Source organism: Jutongia huaianensis, from assembly GCF_014384985.1.
In the GTDB taxonomy this organism is placed as follows: domain Bacteria; phylum Bacillota; class Clostridia; order Lachnospirales; family Lachnospiraceae; genus Jutongia; species Jutongia huaianensis.
Genome location: NZ_JACRSX010000015.1, coordinates 1 through 21,352 on the forward strand (window position 1 = coordinate 1; position 21,352 = coordinate 21,352).

Here is a 21,352-nt window from a genome sequence, read left to right on the forward strand (position 1 = left end):
GCGATTATATGTCCCCCGATGATTTTGAAAGATTGTATCAACAGGCAACTTCGGAATTGCTGGCAGGTTAGAATGAGAAAAACTCATTTTAACTTGTACTAAATCTTGACATAGGACCAATTTGTACCCCGTGCGCGGGAACCAAATAATACAATTTTGGTGACAGAATATTTGTGTGCCAAAAAAGAAAGTTCCCTCAATATTCGATCTGACAGATCATATTTCATATTCCGTGCCACCCCCTTATAATTTCAATAACGCACCCTATTTGTGGTATGGTTCACCGTAACGCCATTTCAGATTTTTGTTCCTCAGCGGAATTTTGAAAATTTTGTTCTCTGAGGATTACGAAGTTTATTTTGCCATAACCTGATTATAAATCAAACAAATCACTATGCGTACCTGTACGAACAAGTGTAAGAACCAATACATCATCTTCATAACGATATACCAAAAGCCAGTCAGGTTGAATATGGCATTCTCTATGACCAATCCAGTTACCAGTCAAAGGGTGATCCTTATATTTTGGATCTAAAGATTCGCCATTTGCAAGTTTTGTTACAATACTTTTGAGCAATGAAATATCTAATCCTCGACGCCTAGCAAGTTTATAATCTTTCTTAAACTGGGTTGTATTTTTAATCTCATACTTTGTCATTTATCAAGATCTGCAAAGAATTCATCCACATCACGATAACCTTTCACATTAGGATTCTTTGCAATCCTTTCTGCCTCCAACATAGCAGAGACGGTTTCTTGATTCGGAGTTCCCTCTGTGATTTTGAAAGGAATTCCTCTTTCACGCAAAGATTGTCTGACAAAAATATTAAAAGCAGTACTTAGGTTCATACCAAGTTCTTCATATAATTCCTCAGCAGCAGCCTTTAAATTACTATCCATGCGAATACTAATATTACTTGTGTTTGATTTAGCCATAATATCACGCTCCTTTTCACTTATATTATATGCTGTTTGCACAAAAATTTCAATATATTGCACGAATATATTCATATAAAAATGGTGAATTGCACTCTGTAACTTTACTAATTCTGCCAATTGCCTATCTAAATACTGTAAATATTCTTCATTCCAACAAACTTGAAGTTATTTACTTTATCAGACAAATTTCTCCTCTGTAACCAATGTTGTCCACTTGCCGAATGCCTTAGAATCCATACTTGGAACATAGTCGAGATCCTTGTACCCTAATTTCTTAAGCAATTCGATACTGGCTATATTTTCGCATTCTGTATAACTAATAAACTCCCATTCCGGAGCCACCTTATGCAGGTGTTCATGCAAAACAGTCAGAGCCTCAAAAGCATATCCCTGCCGATGATATTTATAAGAAAACGTATACCCTAAGGAAATTGTATTATCCTTTGGCTTAACAATTATTTCACCAATCAGTTCGTTTGTTTCTTTTAGGGCTACTGCAATCATACAAGGCGAATCAATTGATATTTCATCATTTTTTCTACGTTCAATTAAATTTTGAATTTCTTTAAAGTCTTTTATCTACCCTCTCTGATATCGGGCACATATTTCGTTATTTCTATAATCAAACATTGCCTGTACATCATTTTGCGATACATTGCGCAGATGTAGTCTTTTCGTTTCAATGGAAATCATCTATTTTTCCTCCATAATTCAAGTTTTCACTGACTTCACCAAATCCCAAGCTATCCAGTTCTCAAAACCGGATTTTTAATTACTTTTTATACGGTTTATAATGCGGATTTTCGGAATTATTTTTCCAAAATGCCTCTATACCATATTCTCTAATTTGTTGATTTCCTTCCAACCACTGCCGATATACTGTTTCTTCAAACAATCCCTGCGTTTTTTTACATGGAAATTCATTGCACTCTCCACAAAAATCAACGCCATGGTTCTTTGTACACTCAAGCAAAAAACACCCTTCGATGCTACAACCATTATGTTCTGTGCTACGGCAGCCTGAACAAGAAGCGTCCGCATATATGCTAAGTACTCCCTCAAAGTTGTTATAACTTTCTACGGCATCGGGCATATGTACCTCATAAAATTCTTTTATGCCCTCTAAATATTTTAATAATGTTTTAGCCGACACACAAATGGTACCATCATTATATGCCGAACAAGTGTGACACATTAAAGAACATGGTGCAACCTTTTTAATAATTTCACTTTTGTTCATTTTTTTATTCCTCCGCAACTTCAAGTTTTTCAATATTCTATCATACATCCATTTTTCCTGTAAACATTCTCACTTTGCCTTCGTGCAAAAAATTAGAAGAGCAGCCCAATCAACTACTCTTCCTTACACTTTCCATTTTTAATATTTCTAAATTGTATTTTCCTGCCCTTCGGACAAGAAGCATCCCTCATTCTAAAAAACTCAGTCAATTCTATACCTCTGAGGTTTTCAATGTCTCCGCTTCGGTCGGTGCAAAACGGACATCCACCGGATGTCCTGCACCCTATTTGTGGTATGGTTCCCCGTGTATGATCCGATACCCCCGGTAAATTTGCTCCAGCAGCACCACCCGCATCAACTGGTGCGGAAATGTCATTTGAGAAAAGCTCAACAGTTCATCCGCATTTTGCAAGATATCCGGATCAAGTCCGATGGAGCCGCCAATAATAAAAATGATATGACTTTTCCCTTCGATTCCCAGTCGATCCAGCTTTTTAGCAAACGCTTCGGAGGGCATTTGTTTTCCCTCGATTGCCAGAGCGATCACATAGGCATCCTCCCTGATATACTTCGTCAGCCGCTCTCCTTCTTTCCGGCGGATCAGTTCTTCTTCCCGTTCGCTTGCATGGTCCGGTGTTTTTTCATCAGCAACCTCTATGATCTCCAGCTTGCAATACCGGCTCAGACGTTTGCTGTACTCCTGAATGGCCCCGGTAAAATATTTCTCTTTTACTTTTCCTACTGTTAAAATTGTTATCTTCAATGTTTTCCTCGCTTCATACTATTCCAGCGCCAGACTGATCGAGATGGCATAGTCCACCCGTTTCAGGATGGCTTCATCCAGATGACACACCTTCTCCTTGAGACGCGATTTATCAATGGTACGGATCTGTTCCAGAAGGATTACAGAATCCTTCATTAAATGATATTTCTTTGCATCCAGTGCAATATGCGTTGGAAGCTTTGCCTTGTTCATTCTTGATGTAATCGCCGCACAGATCACTGTGGGACTATGGCAGTTTCCCATATCGTTCTGTATGATCAGAACCGGCCGGACGCCTCCCTGTTCCGAGCCGACTACCGGTCTGAGATCTGCAAAATAAATATCTCCGCGCTTAATATTCAAACCATTCCACTCTCCATTCTGAAAATTTCATATCCCATACGGGCTTTGAAGCCTGTGTCTTTTCAATACCGTACCGTTATCATTTTCAGTATGAAAACAATTATCTTCCATGGCAATTTGCCCTTGTGATCATTTCATACTATGTAACCTGGCAGGTTCGTTGTGCTGTAAACCCGCATGGAATTGTTATTTCCAGTATTACCCACAAATGGAATGATTATACATTTCTATCCCTGACGCTTCTGTAATACATCAGAAGTTCCGGTAATTAAATTTCAAACTCCGGGTAATAGTCCTTCGTCTCAACCTTCTTTCCATGACGATAATAAACCCTTGGTACACGTTTTCCTACATCACAGACAAATTCATAATTGAAGGAATATGCCATATCTGCCACTTCCTCAATGGAAATATAGCCATCTCCATCGTGTCCCACTAATGTCACATCATCTCCCTGTACCACATCCGGGATATCTGTGACATCAACCATAAACTGATCCATACATACCCGGCCGAGGATTGGTGCAGACTGTCCGTGAATCAGGACACGTCCCTTTCCGGACAACGCCCGCGGATACCCATCGGCATACCCAACCGGTATCGTGGCAACTCTTGTTTCTCTAGTTGTTGTGTAGGTTCCTCCATAACTGATCTGCACTCCCGGCTCCAATGTCTTGACATAAGAAACATATGCCTTTAATTCCATGGCTGGACGAAGTGCGATCCTTGTCTTATCAACTTCCTCCGATGGATACATTCCGTAAACGGCAATACCATCACGGACCATATCCAGATTAACCTCCGGCATTTCAATAATGCCGGCACTATTGGATACATGCTTGACAGGAAATGTCACGCCTGCATCCTCCAGACGTTTTACGAAGCTCTCATAACGCTGAAACTGCTTTCTGGCCCAGGTTTTGTCCGTCTCATCCATACGGGCAAAATGAGTAAAGCAGCCCTCAATGGACAGATTTTCCAGCTTTGCAATGCGGCAGATCGTTTCAAAGCTTTCCTCATCCTGCCGGAACCCAATTCGGCTCATACCGGTGTCAAGCTTAATATGAACTTTCGCCTTTTTACCAAGCTTAGCTGCCTCCACATCGATTTCCTTTGCCATCTCCCAGGTAAAAACAGCCGTCGCAATATCATATTGGATCATTGCCGGATACAACGGCTTCGGGGTATATCCCAAAATCAGGACAGGCTTTTGAATTCCTGCCTGCCGCAGCTCAATTCCCTCTTCTAAAATTGCCACACCATAAGCATCTGCCACATCATCCAAAGTTTTTGCTACTTCCACAGCTCCATGTCCGTACGCATCCGCTTTAATGATCGCCATGAGCTTTGTTCCCGGCTTTGTCAGCTTTTTGGCGTTGACCACATTTTCATGAATGGCATCCAGATCAATATTTGCATATACTCTATAATAATCTCTCATTTTACTCGTATTCTCCATTTTTATCGTAATCTTTGATTAACTTTCCATTTCCCGGAATCCCGCAAACTGTCCTTCTTTATTTTGGTAATATTTCCTGCAGCATATCCAGCAGATCACCTGCCATCATACTGTAACGCCCCCCCTTCCTGCGGACATACTCCTCCGCTGCAAGGCCATGAAGACAGACGCCCAGCACAGCCGCCTTCGTTGGGCGCATTCCCTGTGCCAGCAGACCGGCGATCATGCCGCTTAAAACATCACCGGTGCCTCCTGTGGACAGCGCATTATTTCCGATAGTATTAATATACACCTCGCCGCCGTCTGTGACAACCGTTCTCGCATCCTTTAATACCAAGGTCTGACAATTTGCACTTTCCAGAGACAAAAGTGCCTGTTCCACGATCTTTGCACGGATCACCGGCAGCTCAAACCGTGTTAATCTGGTCATCTCCTGCAGATGCGGTGTCAGGACTACATTTTCCGGCAGGCAGATTTTTCTTGTGCCGTCCTCTCTCTTTACAAAATATGTTTCCTTTTTGGCCAAAACATTAAGTCCGTCAGCATCTATGACAACAGCTTTATTTTTCTCTTTTAACACTTCATCCAGCATAATTCCTGCAGGCTCCGCTGTCCCAATTCCGGGACCGATAACGATACAGGTGGCCCATTTGATCTCCTCCTGCAGACTTTTTGTGATGTCAAAGCGATTCAGAGACTGGGTATAGTCCAGCTCGCTGTCATATGTCTTTACTAATGCTTCCGGTAAAAGATTCTTGATCACGGGACCGTTCTCCGCCGCCGTAAACACCTTGACCAGTCCGCAGCCCATACGATATGCCGCCGCCGCACTGAGATAGCAGGCACCACTGATTTCCGGCGATCCGGCAATGACAAGTACCTTTCCATAACTTCCTTTGTTAGAACGAAGGATACGTGGTGGCATCATCTCCATGGCATCCTCTCTCGTCAGGGTATAGGTTCTTGGCAATACTTTTTCGACTACTTTTTTAGGAAAACCAATATCTGCCACCACTACATTTCCCGCATAATTACATCCCGGAAACAAAACGATTCCCCGTTTGTTGGTTCCGAAGGTGATCGTAAAGTCTGCCACGACCGCCACTGCAAGAATCTCTCCCGTAGATGCATTGACTCCGGAGGGAACGTCCACGGCAAACCGCAGAGCATCCTGCTCATTGATCCAGTTAATAGCATCCGCAAACTCCCCTGTTACCTCTCTGGAAAGTCCAATTCCAAAAAGTGCATCCAGTATAACATCATATTCGCCGGAAGGAAGTCCGGTGCATATATGAATTCCAAGCTTTCTTGCAATATCCAGTTGTTTTTTCATCTCCTCACTGGCATTCTCTTCATTTCCGATCAGACTGACGGTTACCGGATATCCATCCTCCCACAGCATTCTTGCAGCAGCAACGCCGTCACCGCCATTATTTCCCATACCGCAGACTGCCAGCACATGGCTTTCCGGTGCGGCATTACTCTTCACACACCCGGCAACTGCAAGTGCCGCCTTTTCCATCAAAACCATAGACGGAATTCCGATTTCCTGTATTGTCATACGGTCAATTTCCTTTGCTTCCCGAACATCTGTAATATACTGCATCTGCAACTCTCCTTTCCATTCAACTCTTTGTGCTTTCATTTTTGTGCGCTTTCATAATCCTTGTGACTCCTGACATCACTCTGACATGTATTCTCTTTTCCTTCTGCCACGGCATACGCAATCGCAACAGAAGAAGAATCACTCAATGATATATGGATCTTCTCAACACCACACTCCTGCGCATAGATTTTTGTCTCCCCATATAGTACAACATATGGTTCTCCTGCCTTTCCCCTGAGAATTTCAATCTGTTCCAGTCTGACCTTCACACAAATTCCGGTTTTTAACGCTTTTGCAACCGCTTCCTTTCCGGCAAAATTAACAGCGGCACAGGCAGCACCTCTTTGCTTTCTCTGGCAGATCATTTCCTGCTCCCGCTCTGTATAATATCTTTTTAGAAAGCGATTATTTCCTTCGCAGACTTTTTGGATCCTTGCAATTTCTACAATATCAGTACCAATTCCATAAATCATAATCGCAAATCAACCCTTTCTAAATATGTTATCTGATCCGTGTACCCCCACATTTATACCGGCTTTCATCAATCTTCAAACTGATTTTCTTCCATGTTGCCCTTCCAGACCTGATGCTTCCGGTCAAAGATCTCAACCACTTCAGCCCCGAGAAGATTATGCATATACTTATACATCTGGGTATTTCTCATTTCCATATCCTGTTTTCTAAGGATTTCATCCTTTAACCTCTCTCTGGTTGCCTTAACCCACTCTTCAATTTCTTCAATCTCATATGTATTGTCCATCAGCTCTTGATAGCAGACCTTCATGCACTCCACCAGAAGCTCTCTGTTGGCAGCCTCAATCTGTCCCGGTATCTCCCGTTTCACCTGCTCTGCCTGCTCTTTCTTTTCTTTCAGATCCGCCAGAAGTTTCTGATTGCGATCCTGCTTCATGGAGCGAATGGGACTATCCACCTCATGACCATCTGTCATGTTATTTACGATATTTTTCATTAAAACCTTTTTGGCCTTTTCGTACTCTTTCAGGTCGTTATTGGTCTGGCCCTGCTTCTGGATCAGTTTGTTTAGCTGTTTTTCCAATGTCTTTATCTCGCGTGTCTTCCGAAAATCCGGGAAAAGTTCATGCCATCGGGCATCCAGAGGTAATAAAGGAATCTCTTTTCCTGCCAGCGCATCCAGAAAATATTCTGTCATGATCTCATCTTCCTGTCGCTTTTTTTTATTTCCCATAGTTTTTCTCCTTTCCGGTTGATTACTTTATTGTACCACATCCTATAAATATTGAACAACATTTGATTATTTATGTTTTTTTTTGTATACTAATGAATAATATCGAAATATGTTAATTTTATAAATTACATTATACTGTTTTGTCCTATGGCAAGAGCAGAGAAAGGATACCCTATGACATTTGAAAATGCAAAAGAAAAGCTGAAAACTTATGGTCAGGAGCATGTCCTCCAATATTTTGATACACTTTCCGAAACAGAAAAAAGTTCCCTTTTACAGCAGATTGATGAGACAGATTTTTCTGTCACAAAGCAGATCGCAGCGAGCCAGAGTGAACAGACCCGCGGCGTGATCACCCCGATCGATGCCATGACTCTCCAGGAGATCCAGGCAAATGCAAAAGCCTTTACAGAAAATGGCCTGGAAGCGATCCGTGCCGGTAAGGTTGCTGCTGTTTTACTTGCCGGTGGCATGGGAACCCGCCTTGGATCTGATGATCCGAAGGGAATGTACGACATCGGACTTACGAAACCGGTTTATATTTTTGAACGGATCGTCCGCAATCTTTTTGATGTTGTGGATCAGTCCGGAACATGGATTCATTTGTTTGTTATGACAAGCGATAAAAACCATGAGGCAACTACTACTTTCTTCGAAAAGCAAAATTATTTTGGCTATAATGCGGAATACATCCACTTTTTCCGTCAGGAAATGGCTCCTGCAGCCACTTACGAGGGTAAAGTGTATATGGAATCAAAGAGCCGTATTGCCACCTCTCCAAATGGAAACGGCGGCTGGTTTGCTTCTATGAAGCAGGCAGGTCTTCTCTCCCTGATCCACGAAGCGGGAATTGAATGGCTCAATGTTTTCGCTGTGGACAATGTTTTGCAACGTATTGCAGATCCTTGTTTTATCGGAGCTACACTTGCCAGAAACTGCAAGGTCGGTGCTAAGGTGGTACGCAAGGCAGATCCGGACGAAAAAGTCGGTGTAATGTGTCTGGAGGATGGCAGACCATCAATCGTAGAATACTATGAGCAGACCGAGCAGCTCCGCAACACGAAAAATGCAGATGGAGAACCGGCTTACAATTTTGGCGTAATCTTAAATTATCTGTTCCATGAAAAGTCTCTGGAAGAGATCTGTGATACCACGCTCCCTCTCCATATTGTAGAAAAGAAAATTCCTTATATTGATGAAAATGGCACATTCATCAAACCGGAGGAGCCAAACGGATACAAATTTGAATCCCTGATCCTTGATATGATCCATCTCCTTGACACCTGTCTTCCTTATGAGGTGGTACGGGAAAAGGAATTTGCTCCGGTCAAAAATAAAACGGGCGTAGATTCTGTAGAAAGTGCACGAGCTCTTTTACAACAGAACGGATATACACTGTAAGAGAAAACAATATTTTACGGTACTTCCGGATCTTTTGATTAACCGGATGCATTGCATAATAAAAACATGGGGCATATCGTTATCAGATATACGCCATGTTTTTCTGTTTCTTTGTCCAATATCTGCCGTTTTCTAATTCAACAAAAAATCCGATAAGATACTGTTACTCACATCAATTCCTTTTTCTGTCAATGCCACTCTCCCGGTATCTCTGCGGCAGAGCAGATCCATATTCTGATATTTCTTTATGATATCTCCATACACTTCCATCATGGAAATGCCAAATCTCTGATAAAACTCCTGCTCTGACACTCCTGCCATCATACGAAGTCCCAGAAACATAAACTCCTCCATCTGTGCCCTTTGATCAATAAACTCCAGCTCATCCATCTCCTGAACAGCCTTTTTAAGTCCTTCTGATTCCTTTTCGGCCAGTACACAGATCCGATCCACATAAGACCTGTACGTCTTTTGGGACACAGGTACATGGAAGCGGTATCCCGTCAAATAGGAGGACGCATTTACCCCCAGCCCCAGATATTCTCCTCCGCTCCAGTAGACACAGTTATGCCTGCATTCCATACCATCCCGGCAGTAATTGGAAATTTCATAACGTTGGTAACCCATGTGCTGCAAATATTTTCCGGTCCATTCATACATCTGCCGGTCAACATCCTCATCCACATGTTTTAGTGTTCCATTTTTCTCCCAGTCCCCAAATACGGTCCCAGGCTCTATGATGAGACTATAGGAAGAAATATGCTCCGGATTTAGCGAGACAATCTTTTCCAGCGTATCCTGATAGCTTTCTAAGGTCTGCTCAGGAATCACTGCCATCACATCAATATTGATCTGATCCATCCCACTTTGACGTATCATCTGATACGTCGTCAAAAACTCCTCATAGGAATGAATCCTTCCCAGCATCTGCAGTTCCCTGTTTTGTGCTGACTGTAATCCCAAACTGATCCGGTTAATGCCCATCTGCTGCCATACGGTCAGATGCTCTGGCATAACCGTACCGGGATTTGCCTCCGTCGTAAATTCTGTCAATGCATCACAATCAAAGCTCTCCCGTATTGCTGCACCGATTTTCTGAAGCTGCTCCGCAGACAGACATGTGGGGGTTCCACCCCCTATAAAAATCGTATACACAGAATACTTCTCTCGAAGCATCCTCCCCCAGGACCGGATCTCCCGGCATAAAAGCTCTGTATACTGATGCTTTTCCTGTGCTGAGGCTGCTGCCGAAAAAAAGTCGCAATAACGGCATTTCTGCACACAAAACGGAATATGAATATATAAGGATAATCTTTTTTTACTCTTCATCCAGCTTTAATACAGACATAAATGCCTGCTGCGGAATCTCGACATTACCAAACTGACGCATCCGCTTCTTTCCTTCCTTCTGCTTTTCCAAAAGCTTTCTTTTACGGGAAATATCACCACCATAGCACTTGGCAAGCACGTCCTTACGCATCGCCTTAACTGTTTCTCTGGCAATGATCTTGCTGCCGATAGCTGCCTGGATCGGAATTTCAAAGAGCTGTCTCGGAATCTCCTTCTTGAGTTTTTCACACATTTTGCGGCCACGCTCATAAGCAGTATCTGCATGAAGAATAAAGGACAGCGCATCAATCTCCTCTTTATTGATCAGGATATCCATCTTTACAAGCTGTGACGGTACATAGCCCTTCATCTCATAATCCAGGGAAGCATAACCTCTGGAACGGGATTTCAGTGCGTCAAAGAAATCATAAATGATCTCATTGAGCGGAAGATCATACTTCAATACCGCACGGGTTTCCTCCAGATATTCCATCCCATTATAAACACCTCTGCGTTCCTGGCAAAGATTCATAATAGCGCCTACAAACTCCGTAGTTACCATAATCTCTGCAGAAACCACAGGCTCCTCCATATGCTCAATCTCGGATGGATCCGGCAGATTAGATGGATTGGTCACTTCCACAACCTCTCCGTTTGTCTTATATACCTTATAAATAACGCCCGGTGCTGTCGTTACCAGATCAAGATTATATTCCCTTTCCAGACGTTCCTGTATGATCTCCAGATGAAGAAGTCCAAGGAAACCGCATCGGAATCCAAAGCCCAGAGCAACAGATGTCTCTGCCTCAAACTGAAGGGAAGCGTCGTTTAGCTGCAGTTTTTCTAATGCATCTCTCAGATCCCCGTACTTGGCACCGTCTGCCGGATATAATCCGCAGTATACCATCGGCTGAACCTTTTTGTAGCCCGGAAGTGCCTCCTCACATGGATTCTCCGTCAATGTCACCGTATCTCCCACACGGGTATCACCGACATTTTTCAGACTTGCCGTAATATAGCCTACCATGCCCGCAGACAGCTCTTCAGCAGGAATAAACTGGCCGGCACCGAAAATACCGACCTCCACAACCTCCGCCTTCGCTCCGGTCGCCATCATGGTGATCTCCTGTCCTTTTCTGACAGAGCCGTCAAAAATACGGCAGAAAATGATAACTCCTTTATATGCATCATACAAAGAATCAAAGATCAATGCCTGCAACGGCTTATGGATATCTCCGGACGGCGCCGGGATCTTCGTAATGATCTGCTCCAGCACCTCCTCAATATTTGTTCCCATCTTGGCCGAGATCAGCGGAGCGTCAGAAGCGTCCAGTCCGATAATATCTTCAATCTCCTCCTTAACACGCTCCGGTTCCGCACTTGGCAGATCGATCTTATTGATCACCGGCATGATCTCCAGATCATGATCCAGTGCCAGATAGCAGTTTGCAAGAGTCTGTGCCTCAATGCCCTGCGCAGCATCTACAATAAGGATTGCTCCCTCACAGGCTGCAAGACTTCGTGATACCTCATAATTAAAATCTACATGCCCCGGCGTGTCGATCAGATTAAATACATATTCTTCGCCATTCTTCGCCTTATATACAATACGCACCGTCTGCGCCTTAATGGTAATACCTCTCTCCCTCTCAAGATCCATATTATCCAGAACCTGCGCCTGCATCTCGCGGCTGGTAAGAAGTCCTGTTTTCTCAATAATACGGTCTGCCAGAGTAGATTTTCCATGGTCAATATGCGCTACAATACAAAAATTTCTGATATGTGATTGATCAATTCGTTCCATAATTTACGTTACCTCCGCGCACATTGTAACATAAAACTAATCCTCCGACAACACCTGATTGAGTACCTTCGCTAATGGTTCCATTGCATTTTTTGCCTCTTGCATGGTATTATTCTCATTTCCCAGCTCGATCAACAAAGATCTCTTTCTCATATGAAGATTATATCGGTAGCTTTTCAGATAAACAGGCTTTGCCAGATTCGGATAAAGTTCCATACATTTCAGCTTCATCTGCAGACTAAAGGACAGATTTGCCTGCAGATTATCATTTTTCAGATATTTGATCTCTCCCTTCCGGTTTCTCGACAACCCATTAAAAAACATAAGCTGTGCCGTTCGTTTTCCATTGACCTTTGTGAGCCTGTGCACCTTATTTCCTACCCCGTCCCGGTGAAGATCGATCACCACCTGAATGGACGGATATTTTTTTAATGCGCTTTTCAATCCTTTTGCCGCTTTGTTATATGCTTTATTTCTGTCAATCTTTCCATTGATCCTGTCATATTCTGTCTCATCATGGATCACCTGATAACCATATTTCTTTTCCAGTATCTCTGTCAGATATGTACCGACTCCCACGACAGACTCCGCTTTGTCCCCCGGCTTACTATCCACAAAATGCTCCGATGCCCCGTGAGTGTGAAAAATATAAATCTGTGGCTCGCTGCTTTTTTTCATAGCAAGCTCTGTGTTTAATAATGTCTCAACATCAAAGATTTTTTTATTGATCGACGTAGAGGAATCTACAATATAAAAATTGCGAAGCAGATAATTCAGGCTTTTCGTCCTTTGCAGATACTGAATTTTCTTGCGGTTATCACCGCTCTGGGACATGATCAGCTCCTCTTTGGCTTCCTCTGTACTTTTTTCCCTGTAGGTTTCATTTTCCTGTAATGCAGCATCCAGAACCGCAGCATCCGCATCATATTCCAGAGAAGTCTCCACTGCCTCCGATTCCTCTTTGCCGGAATCCGCCGGAGTACTGTCCTGCCTGCTCTGTTGAGCAGACTCCGTCTCCTCCAGAAATCTTGTTCCCCTGCTCCAATGACCTGCCGCACCGCTCCACACACCACTTTCGCATTTTTTCCCCGGATATATCATGGCAAATTCACTCATGCTTTTGTCCTCCCGAAGAGTCAGCTCCTCCTGACTTCCTGCCAGATAAGACAGAACCGGCACCGCCTTTAACGCCCAGGTTTCTTTTGCATCCAGATCACTCCTCTGCAAATATGCCAGGGTATCACTTCCATCCGCCCCCATTTCCACCAGCCATTTTATGCTCTGGCGGTTCATTCGATCCAGAATGGTATTTTGCTTCCACAATAACGCCAGGAGACAACCTGTCCCCAGAACAAAGAAAAAAAGAAAGCCCGCTTTCCTTTTTTGCGTCATAACTGTTCCCATACGATTTCACATATCCTTCCCACGCACTGTCTCCTGTGTCTCCATCAGCATAGTGAATGTTATGATTTACAATCACTTTCCCATATCAAAAATTCACTGTACTAATTACACTGTATGCTGTGATCCGCAGAGATATGTCTCACGGTCCCTCCTCCTTCACAAAAAGATTGATTCCTTCAGCCACCAGCTTTCCAATATCACGAATCTGTTCATCAATATCCTTCGGAGTAACAAACAGTTCTCCCATAGATTCATTTGCAAAGCTGCGAAGAAATAATTCAATCTGTTCTGCAGTATATCCCTCCTGAACCAGACTCTTCTCCATACACTCAGAAACGATCGTATAAGCATCCACAACTGTAGGGACACCAATCGCAATGACCGGTACCTTTAATTCTTTTTCATTCAATGCATTCCTGTTATTTCCGATTCCTGCTCCCGGACAGATTCCCGTATCTGTGATCTGAATCGTGGAACAGAGACGATTAATACTTCTTGAAGCAAGAGAATCTACTACCAGAAGGCAGCAGGGTTTGACCGATTCAACCACCCCGCCCAGGATCTCTCTTGTTTCCATTCCGGTTTGCCCCATCACACCCGGTGTCACAGCGCAAAGGGTTCTTTTGCCCTCCGGATACAGATCTTGAAAATGTTTTTTGATATGACGATTTACCATCACATCATCCAAAACAAAAGGACCCAGAGCATCCGGAGTTGCAAAACGGTTTCCAAGACCCGCTGCCAGATATACCTCTCCCTTCTCCGGAGCCAGTTTTTCAATAATCTGCGCAATCATTCCTGCTGCAGTTTTTCTCGTTTTCTCCCTCTCCTCCGGATCATCGTATTTTCCCCTGTCAGTAAACTCCAGAGTAATATAATTTCCAATGGGCTTATTCATTTGTCTCTCACCCTGTTCATTTTTGATCTCCACCGTGCTCTTCCGGATCCGTCCGTCCAGATAGGTTTCTTCTTCCAGAACAACACCAGATACCTCAACATCATCCTCCGGAAAGCTTTCCCGTACCTCCAGTGCCAGGTCTGTTCTCTTTTCCATATACCTTTTCTCCTTTTTATTTACTTTTTTTATCTTTTTACCTTTCTCTGCACACGCTATATTCTATTTTTTGTAAAAAAATGAAAAATATGTATTGACAAGCAATCGAGAATCCCCTATTATATATGAGTATGTTTACATCATAGTGACCGTGTCCACAAATTGATGAAACAGTAGATTTCACGATTGGGAGGTGTAAAGAGAATGGCTAACATTAAATCAGCAAAGAAAAGAATTTTAGTTGATCGCAGAAATGCAGAGAGAAATAAAGCAATCAAGTCCAGCGTTAAGACTGCTATTAAGAAGGTTGACGCTGCTATCGCTGCTAAGGATAAGACCGCAGCTGACAGTGCATTGGTTGCAGCAATTTCAGAAATCGATAAGGCAGCCAGCAAGGGTGTTTATCACAAGAAGACTGCTTCCAGAAAGATTTCCCGTCTGACACTTGCTGTCAATAAGATTGCATAATGAAATCAATTTTTATACAAAAAAGAACTGCTTAGGTGTGGGCAGTTCTTTTTTGGTGTATAGGAAAATGCTCGTAGCGTAGAGGGAAGCCAACGAGAATTGCGAAGCAATTCTTGGAGGGCAAAACGCTGGTTTTGCCCTTTTTTGCATGTATTTTCCTCTCCGATGGACTTTACTTTCTATCTCATTGCCGCATTTTTCTTTAATATATATCTTCTGGTCATCTGACTACAGCTTTTACTAAACTTTATCTTCATTCCTTTCCTGCAGCCTTTCCATGCTTTTGACTGAATATTTGGTAAACCGGTAGTCTGAAATGTGATCTGCTGCAGTTTCCGACTGTTACAAAATGCTTTCTTTCCGATTTTTTTGATATTTTTACCAACAATAACCTTTTGAAGCTTTTTCTTGTTTGCAAAGGCTCCGTTTTTGATCTGTGTCACCTGATAGCTGTAACCACGGAGGGAAATCTGCGCCGGAATCTTAACTGTTTTTTTCTCTTTGTTTAATCCTTCCACACGAAGTGTTCTATTTTTCACTCCTGTTTTGGTAACACGGTAGAGCAACCCCTTTTTCTTTACTGTCTGTCCTTTCTTTAGAAATGCCTCTCTTGCATTTGCTGCCAGCTTTGACGCAATCTCATTTCTGTCAGCTCCTGCCCAGGTTGAGATAACACTCATGCCATCCTTAGAAATCTCAGATGGCTTTCCGGTTTCTGCCGGATTATCGGATGACGGCACCGGTGAAGCCGATGACGGTGTTTTACTGACAGCAGGTGCCGGTGTTATTCCTGATGACGGAGCCGGTGCTTTCGTCCCCCATGGTCCCGGTGTTTTTGTTGCTGCCGGTGCATTGGTATTTCCTCCTGACGGCCTTGTTGTTTCTCCGGCAGCTGGCATATCTCCCGATGGCTCATTGGTACTCCCGCCCGATGGTTTTGCTGTATTTTCTCCGGAGGGTTCTTCTGTATCCCCAAACCCAGGCAACGGATTGGAAGCCGGTTTGCCGGTGGGAATGCTGTTTTGATAAATCAAAAACTTATGACTTTCTGTAACTGTCACCTGATCTCCTGCCTTATAAACCTCTCCCGTTTCATCACTGTATCCTTGGATCCCCGTAATATCTTTGATCTCATATGGCATCATAAAGTTTTGTCCATAGAATACCTTTTCATGCGCGAGAATCTTTGTCCCGCTCTCCGATTTCATAACAAATGTAAAATCAAAGGCCTCTCTTTGCAGATATACTTCAACATATGTATTTCCATATGGTGAGATTACTGTATCGGTAAGTACATTTTCCTCCAGAAGACGGTAACCTTCTCCAAAAATCTCACGAATAATCCGGTCACTCTGCCCGGTTCCATACTGCTTCGCCAGATCATCCTTAACCGTTGCCGCTGTCGTTCCTTTTAATTCTACCTCTTTTCCCCGTGTATAACCTATTCCATTTACATTTTCATAAAACGGAATAATTTTGTAGGATGTATCATCTCTTGGTATCCAATGTGCATACAAAACCTGATCGTGATTTGGCATCCTGTAGTCCTCTCCCGGATTTGCAACAATCATTTCTCCATCCGATTTGTCTGTCCATCCCCCGAAATCATAACCTGTTCTCTGCAGCTTAACCTCCGGTAATGTGATCGTTTCCTCAAACATTCCGGTTATCGGCTCCATATCTTCGTTTTCTGACATCAGTCTTCCCCCGTTTGCATCAAAGGTTACCGTATATTTTCCCCTTCGGAAATATGCACTTAAGATCAGGGAACCATCCGCTTTGACAATCCCCTTTAACCGGGAAGAATCCTCATCCAAAATGAACCCCGGAAAAAGATCCCTGATATCTCCCACGCTTACCTCTGTGTCTGTCGTTCCCAGTAAATCATAACTTGAAGCAAGCTCATACCGCTGATCTGTTTTTTGTTTGTAATATTCGATATGATATGTCGTTGGCACCGCCTTCCATGTCGCATATAAATCAAAATCCCTGTCCACCTTAAACTGCTTTTGACCTGTTTCTGCCAAAGGATCCTCTGACCAGCCTGCAAATTCATAACCCTGTCTTATTGGCTGGGCCGTCAATGTCACTTCCTTATCACTCCAAACAGCATATAACGAAATTGTTTCTTCATTCCGTGTGATTCCGTTTATGGTACATCCATCGGAATACTGAACTCCACCACCGCTTGCAACCGTAGACCAGCCAAGGAAGTCCGAATATACCACCTGATTTGATGTATCACACACCGCATTTTGTCCATTTGGATTTAATGTGATGGTCTTCCGGTTAATAAATGAATTGCTTGTAAGACTGTAGTCGTGACCGTAATATAAATTTCTTAAGGTTGACATATTACCTGCCGCTTCACAGTTGGCAACAAACTCAATATTATACAAGATCGGCGTAAAATAACGATATACGGTACAGCCATCCTCGCCAACCTGTTTCATACTGCAATACATATAACGATATCCCTGATAATACGCACCAACCTCTCTGTCACAGCCGATCACACTACCGCTCGTTGTGGTGCTGTATTCACTCTTCCAGATATGATTGCCTAACTGCCGCCCCGTATCCGGACCTGCATGCACCAGATCAATACACATAACATCGATCATGGCATTTTGAAAATAACGATATACCGTGTTGTCCTGTTCCGACACAACAGTCTCAGAACATCCCACAAACTCCCGTCCCGGATAATAAATACCTGCTCCTGAAGTACAGCCCGCAGCAGCACCACTAACGGTATCTCCATACTCTGCCTGCCAGGTGCTTGTCCCAAGCTTTTCTTCTCCAGTGGAGGTTCTCAATATGTCTATACAGGTTACGTTACATTTTTGTTCAACTGCCTTCCAATGAGGATACAATTTCATCCCCTTTTCTACCAGATCTCCCTCAGATATTTTTATTCCTGCTTCCGGCTCTGTATACCATCCTTCAAAATAATACACCTTCTGATCCCGCTTTTTTACAGCTACCGGCAATTTACGCACCTTATATTTCCCCTTGGAATCAAAATATGCCTCTCCTTTACCGATCACCTGTGCGCCGTCTGCCTCCAGCGAGACAGCCTCTCCCGGCGCAATATAAACACCTGTCTTAATATTATAGATATAGGAAATCTGATTTGCGGACCCATCTCCCACAACATAATCATTTTCCGTATGAATCGCATACATTAGAGAATATCTGGAGTCCAGCCACTCCGAACGACTGTCTGTACTGTATTCCTCTTCCTTACTTAAAAGCTGCCCTTTTTGATATCTTATTGTTTCAATAGAATAACATGGCGTGTTCTTGACAGGTAAGGCAGCATTTTTTCCATGGAGAAGAAAACGCCCACGCCAATTTCTATAAGATAAGAATTCAATAATATACACATCCGAACTTTTGAATGCCTCTCTGTTATCCCGGCGCAATCCATTTAAATCCATATATTGAAACGCCCAGCCGCCGTCTTTCGAATATGCCCATACGTCATAACCATACATCTCCGGCGCATTATCCTTAGTAATTCGTATACCTGATACCGAGGGCAGATTTCCCTCCGTAGAATAGGCAACACCGACATCCGTTGAGGAAACCCATTTATAGGGGTTCTCCGTTAGAGAAGCTGTAGCCGCCTGTGCTTTTTCATTCCGGAACATCAGAATAAATAAGAATATAAAAAATAGTCCGAAACATTTTAATGATTGTCGAAACACTCTTTTTCCTTCCATGATAACCTCCCGTTCTGCCTTTTGCGCAGATTCATGTAAATAAATTGCTTTGATCATCAGCTGTATTCTCCCAAATATGCACACCTGATATCAAAATCTGTATCATGGAATAAACTCTCTGTTTTTATGACTGCCATTATAACAAGCCGTTATATCAATGACAATAGGTCATATTCGCTAAAAATAAATTTTAAAAATCGTCAAAATAACAGAAAGAGTATATATAAAAACATATATACTCTTTCCAAAAAACATATAATTCGCTTTTTTACACAAAAAGAGCGCTTAAAATGCTCCCTAATTTTTATACTGGCTATCCAGCAGATCATTCCAAATATCAGTCCGCAGCGCGTCCCATTTGGATGGATGTTTGACATAATACAGCGGACACAGTTTTCCTGTCACATCATAGTGACGAATGATATCTGTTTTGTCCGCAATCTCATATCGGACGCAAAGCCATGCACAAAGCTTCACCAGAGAATGATATGTCTTTTTATTAAATTTGCCGTTTTTGCCGGGATGACAGCATTCAATGGAGATCGTATCCTGATTTCTGTCATTGGATGCATAGGCAATCTCATTCAACGGAATGCACTGTATGATCTCTCCGTCCAGCCCCACCACAAAATGACTGCTGACCTTATTGACAGCCGTATTTTCCTGATCTTTCCTGCTTTCAAAATAGTCACGGTTCGCCTTAGCCCCCGTTCCCGGATTAGCAGTATAATGGATCACAATTCCATTAACTTTTTCCAGCTTAATGCCCGGCCTGGAATTTTCATTGACTGTAAGAAAATCTTCCGTAATCTCCGGCCGATCGACACGAATTTTATCATATGCGATCACAGGATTTTTTGCGAAATACCGATTGTATATGTATCCGGTAACCGACAGGATCACGCCCAATACCGCTGCTGTAATAATACCTGCTGCAATCACCAAAACAGCCGTTCTGCGTATCTGCTGCTTTTTCCGCTTTGTCATCTTTTTCATTCAAACACCTATTCAGAAGGCAAAACTAACATTTTACCCTTGATTTCCACTATGTTATAAGCACAAACTTAATAAAAAGGGGTACTATGCAGCACCCCTTTCTATCCGCTTTATACTTCCGCCAGCAAATTACTCCTCAATACTATAGTTTGGAGCCTCTTTGGTAATATGAATGTCATGTGGATGACTTTCCTTTAAAGATGCTGCCGTAATCTTAACAAACTTGGCCTTTTCCTGTAATGCCGGAATATTTTCTGCTCCGCAATATCCCATACCGGAACGGATACCACCGATCAACTGGAATACAGTGTCCTCAACGGTTCCCTTGTAAGCAACTCGTCCTTCAACACCCTCAGGAACAAGTTTCTTGGCATTGCTCTGGAAATACCGATCCTTGCTGCCGTTCTCCATTGCAGCGATAGATCCCATACCACGATATACTTTATACTTACGTCCCTTAAACAGCTCAAATGTTCCCGGACTCTCATCACATCCTGCAAAGATACTTCCCATCATACAAACACTTGCGCCGGCTGCCAGAGCCTTTGTCATATCTCCGGAATACTTGATACCACCATCGGCAATGATCGGCACACCATACTCCTTAGCGACCTCATAAGCATCCATAATCGCTGTGATCTGAGGTACACCAATACCTGCAACCACACGGGTAGTACAGATAGATCCCGGTCCGATACCAATCTTAACACAGTTTGCACCGGCCTCAATAAGATCTCTGGTTCCCTCTCCTGTTGCTACGTTTCCGGCAATGATCTGCATATCCGGGAACTCCTTACGGATCATCTTGACACAATTTAATACATTCTTGCTCTGTCCATGTGCGGAATCCAGTACGATACAGTCAACATGCTTCTCCGCAAGAGCAGCCACACGATCCAGCACATTTGCTGTAATACCAACTGCGGCACCACACAGGAGACGACCCTGCGCATCCTTGGCTGCCAGTGGATATTTAATCTGCTTCTCGATATCCTTAATAGTAATAAGACCGGTCAGATTACCCTCTTCATCTACTAATGGAAGCTTCTCCTTACGGGAAGCGGAAAGGATCTTCTTTGCCTCCTCAAGAGTAATGCCCTGCTTTGCAGTGATCAGTCCACGTGAAGTCATGGACTCGGAGATCTTCTTGGAGAAGTCCGTTTCAAACTTCAGATCACGGTTTGTAATAATACCGACAAGCTTTGTCCCCTCAGTGATCGGTACACCGGAAATACGGAACTTTGCCATCAATGCATTGGCATCCTCCAGAGTATGCTCTGGTGACAAATAAAACGGATCTGTGATTACTCCATTCTCGGAACGCTTAACTTTATCTACCTCATCAGCCTGTGCCTCGATCGACATATTCTTATGAATAATACCGATTCCACCCTGTCTCGCCATAGCGATCGCCATACGGTTCTCTGTAACAGTGTCCATTCCAGCACTCATCATAGGAATGTTTAACTTGATAGATTTTGTCAGATGTGTCTCCAAAGACACCTGATTAGGAATAACCTCAGAATACTGTGGTACCAAAAGCACATCATCGAAGGTGATTCCCTCAGCAATAATCTTACCCATTTTATTG

20 protein-coding genes are annotated in these 21,352 nt (G+C 43.1%); 2 read left to right on the forward strand and 18 right to left on the reverse strand.

Annotated features, from left to right (window positions below; translation table 11 throughout):
* Positions 1-98: 98 nt before the first annotated feature.
* The 11 genes from H8704_RS14545 to H8704_RS10395 form a co-directional block, all read right to left on the reverse strand.
* Positions 99-227: a nucleotidyltransferase domain-containing protein gene (locus H8704_RS14545; RefSeq protein WP_249298228.1), complete on the reverse strand. Its 129-nt coding sequence runs from the start codon at positions 225-227 to the stop codon at positions 99-101.
* Positions 228-373: 146 nt separating this feature from the next.
* Positions 374-658 (reverse strand): type II toxin-antitoxin system YafQ family toxin, encoded by a 285-nt coding sequence (locus tag H8704_RS10350; protein WP_249298229.1) that lies wholly within the window; start codon positions 656-658, stop codon positions 374-376.
* Positions 655-936 carry a type II toxin-antitoxin system RelB/DinJ family antitoxin gene (locus tag H8704_RS10355; protein WP_118676186.1) on the reverse strand — a complete coding sequence of 94 codons (282 nt, stop codon included), beginning with the start codon at positions 934-936 and terminating at the stop codon, positions 655-657. The genes H8704_RS10350 and H8704_RS10355 overlap by 4 nt, the downstream gene beginning before the upstream one ends.
* Before the next feature lie 180 nt (positions 937-1,116).
* On the reverse strand, positions 1,117-1,518 hold the full coding sequence (locus H8704_RS10360; RefSeq protein WP_330605954.1) for a GNAT family N-acetyltransferase: 402 nt from the start codon (positions 1,516-1,518) through the stop codon (positions 1,117-1,119).
* Positions 1,519-1,711: 193 nt separating this feature from the next.
* Positions 1,712-2,179 (reverse strand): DUF3795 domain-containing protein, encoded by a 468-nt coding sequence (locus H8704_RS10365; RefSeq protein WP_249298231.1) that lies wholly within the window; start codon positions 2,177-2,179, stop codon positions 1,712-1,714.
* Positions 2,180-2,462: 283 nt separating this feature from the next.
* Positions 2,463-2,942: a 23S rRNA (pseudouridine(1915)-N(3))-methyltransferase RlmH gene (gene rlmH, locus H8704_RS10370; protein WP_178658791.1), complete on the reverse strand. Its 480-nt coding sequence runs from the start codon at positions 2,940-2,942 to the stop codon at positions 2,463-2,465.
* Between the two features lie 18 nt (positions 2,943-2,960).
* On the reverse strand, positions 2,961-3,305 hold the full coding sequence (locus H8704_RS10375) for a type II toxin-antitoxin system PemK/MazF family toxin (protein WP_022463836.1): 345 nt from the start codon (positions 3,303-3,305) through the stop codon (positions 2,961-2,963).
* 268 nt (positions 3,306-3,573) lie between these two features.
* The gene (gene alr / locus H8704_RS10380; RefSeq protein ID WP_249298232.1) at positions 3,574-4,746 is read right to left on the reverse strand and encodes an alanine racemase; all 1,173 of its coding nucleotides are present in this window, start codon (positions 4,744-4,746) and stop codon (positions 3,574-3,576) included.
* 76 nt (positions 4,747-4,822) lie between these two features.
* Positions 4,823-6,370, reverse strand: coding sequence for an NAD(P)H-hydrate dehydratase (locus H8704_RS10385; protein ID WP_249298233.1), 1,548 nt, complete (start codon positions 6,368-6,370; stop codon positions 4,823-4,825).
* Between the two features lie 35 nt (positions 6,371-6,405).
* Entirely contained in the window at positions 6,406-6,843 is a 438-nt protein-coding gene (gene acpS / locus H8704_RS10390; protein ID WP_022463839.1) for a holo-ACP synthase, read from the reverse strand.
* Between the two features lie 68 nt (positions 6,844-6,911).
* Positions 6,912-7,577, reverse strand: coding sequence for a hypothetical protein (locus H8704_RS10395; RefSeq protein ID WP_249298234.1), 666 nt, complete (start codon positions 7,575-7,577; stop codon positions 6,912-6,914).
* A gap of 174 nt (positions 7,578-7,751) precedes the next feature.
* Here H8704_RS10395 and H8704_RS10400 point away from each other — a divergent pair, with 174 nt between their 5' ends.
* Complete coding sequence (locus H8704_RS10400) at positions 7,752-8,978, forward strand: UTP--glucose-1-phosphate uridylyltransferase (RefSeq protein WP_249298235.1); 1,227 nt, start codon at positions 7,752-7,754, stop codon at positions 8,976-8,978.
* 132 nt (positions 8,979-9,110) lie between these two features.
* On the opposite strand, the gene hemW is transcribed toward H8704_RS10400, so the two are convergent.
* The 4 genes from hemW to gpr form a co-directional block, all read right to left on the reverse strand.
* Positions 9,111-10,307, reverse strand: coding sequence for a radical SAM family heme chaperone HemW (hemW, locus tag H8704_RS10405; protein ID WP_249298236.1), 1,197 nt, complete (start codon positions 10,305-10,307; stop codon positions 9,111-9,113).
* The gene (lepA, locus tag H8704_RS10410; protein WP_118676197.1) at positions 10,297-12,111 is read right to left on the reverse strand and encodes a translation elongation factor 4; all 1,815 of its coding nucleotides are present in this window, start codon (positions 12,109-12,111) and stop codon (positions 10,297-10,299) included. Before lepA ends, hemW begins: the two co-directional genes overlap by 11 nt.
* Before the next feature lie 36 nt (positions 12,112-12,147).
* Positions 12,148-13,515, reverse strand: coding sequence for a stage II sporulation protein P (gene spoIIP, locus H8704_RS10415; RefSeq protein WP_249298237.1), 1,368 nt, complete (start codon positions 13,513-13,515; stop codon positions 12,148-12,150).
* Positions 13,516-13,654: 139 nt separating this feature from the next.
* Positions 13,655-14,569 (reverse strand): GPR endopeptidase, encoded by a 915-nt coding sequence (gene gpr, locus H8704_RS10420; protein WP_249298238.1) that lies wholly within the window; start codon positions 14,567-14,569, stop codon positions 13,655-13,657.
* A gap of 204 nt (positions 14,570-14,773) precedes the next feature.
* Between gpr and rpsT the strand changes: the two genes are divergently transcribed.
* On the forward strand, positions 14,774-15,037 hold the full coding sequence (gene rpsT / locus H8704_RS10425; RefSeq protein ID WP_022463846.1) for a 30S ribosomal protein S20: 264 nt from the start codon (positions 14,774-14,776) through the stop codon (positions 15,035-15,037).
* A 179-nt stretch (positions 15,038-15,216) separates the two neighbouring features.
* Here rpsT and H8704_RS10430 read toward each other — a convergent pair whose 3' ends face one another.
* The 3 genes from H8704_RS10430 to guaB all read right to left on the reverse strand — a co-directional run bounded on the left by H8704_RS10430 (position 15,217) and on the right by guaB (position 21,345).
* Complete coding sequence (locus H8704_RS10430) at positions 15,217-18,765, reverse strand: InlB B-repeat-containing protein (protein ID WP_249298239.1); 3,549 nt, start codon at positions 18,763-18,765, stop codon at positions 15,217-15,219.
* Between the two features lie 297 nt (positions 18,766-19,062).
* Entirely contained in the window at positions 19,063-19,761 is a 699-nt protein-coding gene (locus tag H8704_RS10435; protein WP_022463848.1) for a peptidoglycan recognition protein family protein, read from the reverse strand.
* Between the two features lie 129 nt (positions 19,762-19,890).
* Positions 19,891-21,345, reverse strand: coding sequence for an IMP dehydrogenase (guaB, locus tag H8704_RS10440; protein WP_022463849.1), 1,455 nt, complete (start codon positions 21,343-21,345; stop codon positions 19,891-19,893).
* Positions 21,346-21,352: the final 7 nt, after the last annotated feature.

Coding starts and splice junctions, on each gene's coding strand:
- H8704_RS14545 (WP_249298228.1), bottom strand. CDS start 227: ATGAAATATGATCTGTCAGATCGAATATTGAGGGAACTTTCTTTTTTG.
- H8704_RS10350 (WP_249298229.1), bottom strand. CDS start 658: ATGACAAAGTATGAGATTAAAAATACAACCCAGTTTAAGAAAGATTAT.
- H8704_RS10355 (WP_118676186.1), bottom strand. CDS start 936: ATGGCTAAATCAAACACAAGTAATATTAGTATTCGCATGGATAGTAAT.
- H8704_RS10365 (WP_249298231.1), bottom strand. CDS start 2,179: ATGAACAAAAGTGAAATTATTAAAAAGGTTGCACCATGTTCTTTAATG.
- alr (WP_249298232.1), bottom strand. CDS start 4,746: ATGAGAGATTATTATAGAGTATATGCAAATATTGATCTGGATGCCATT.
- H8704_RS10385 (WP_249298233.1), bottom strand. CDS start 6,370: ATGCAGTATATTACAGATGTTCGGGAAGCAAAGGAAATTGACCGTATG.
- acpS (WP_022463839.1), bottom strand. CDS start 6,843: ATGATTTATGGAATTGGTACTGATATTGTAGAAATTGCAAGGATCCAA.
- H8704_RS10395 (WP_249298234.1), bottom strand. CDS start 7,577: ATGGGAAATAAAAAAAAGCGACAGGAAGATGAGATCATGACAGAATAT.
- H8704_RS10400 (WP_249298235.1), top strand. CDS start 7,752: ATGACATTTGAAAATGCAAAAGAAAAGCTGAAAACTTATGGTCAGGAG.
- hemW (WP_249298236.1), bottom strand. CDS start 10,307: ATGAAGAGTAAAAAAAGATTATCCTTATATATTCATATTCCGTTTTGT.
- lepA (WP_118676197.1), bottom strand. CDS start 12,111: ATGGAACGAATTGATCAATCACATATCAGAAATTTTTGTATTGTAGCG.
- spoIIP (WP_249298237.1), bottom strand. CDS start 13,515: ATGGGAACAGTTATGACGCAAAAAAGGAAAGCGGGCTTTCTTTTTTTC.
- gpr (WP_249298238.1), bottom strand. CDS start 14,569: ATGGAAAAGAGAACAGACCTGGCACTGGAGGTACGGGAAAGCTTTCCG.
- rpsT (WP_022463846.1), top strand. CDS start 14,774: ATGGCTAACATTAAATCAGCAAAGAAAAGAATTTTAGTTGATCGCAGA.
- H8704_RS10430 (WP_249298239.1), bottom strand. CDS start 18,765: ATGGAAGGAAAAAGAGTGTTTCGACAATCATTAAAATGTTTCGGACTA.
- H8704_RS10435 (WP_022463848.1), bottom strand. CDS start 19,761: ATGAAAAAGATGACAAAGCGGAAAAAGCAGCAGATACGCAGAACGGCT.
- guaB (WP_022463849.1), bottom strand. CDS start 21,345: ATGGGTAAGATTATTGCTGAGGGAATCACCTTCGATGATGTGCTTTTG.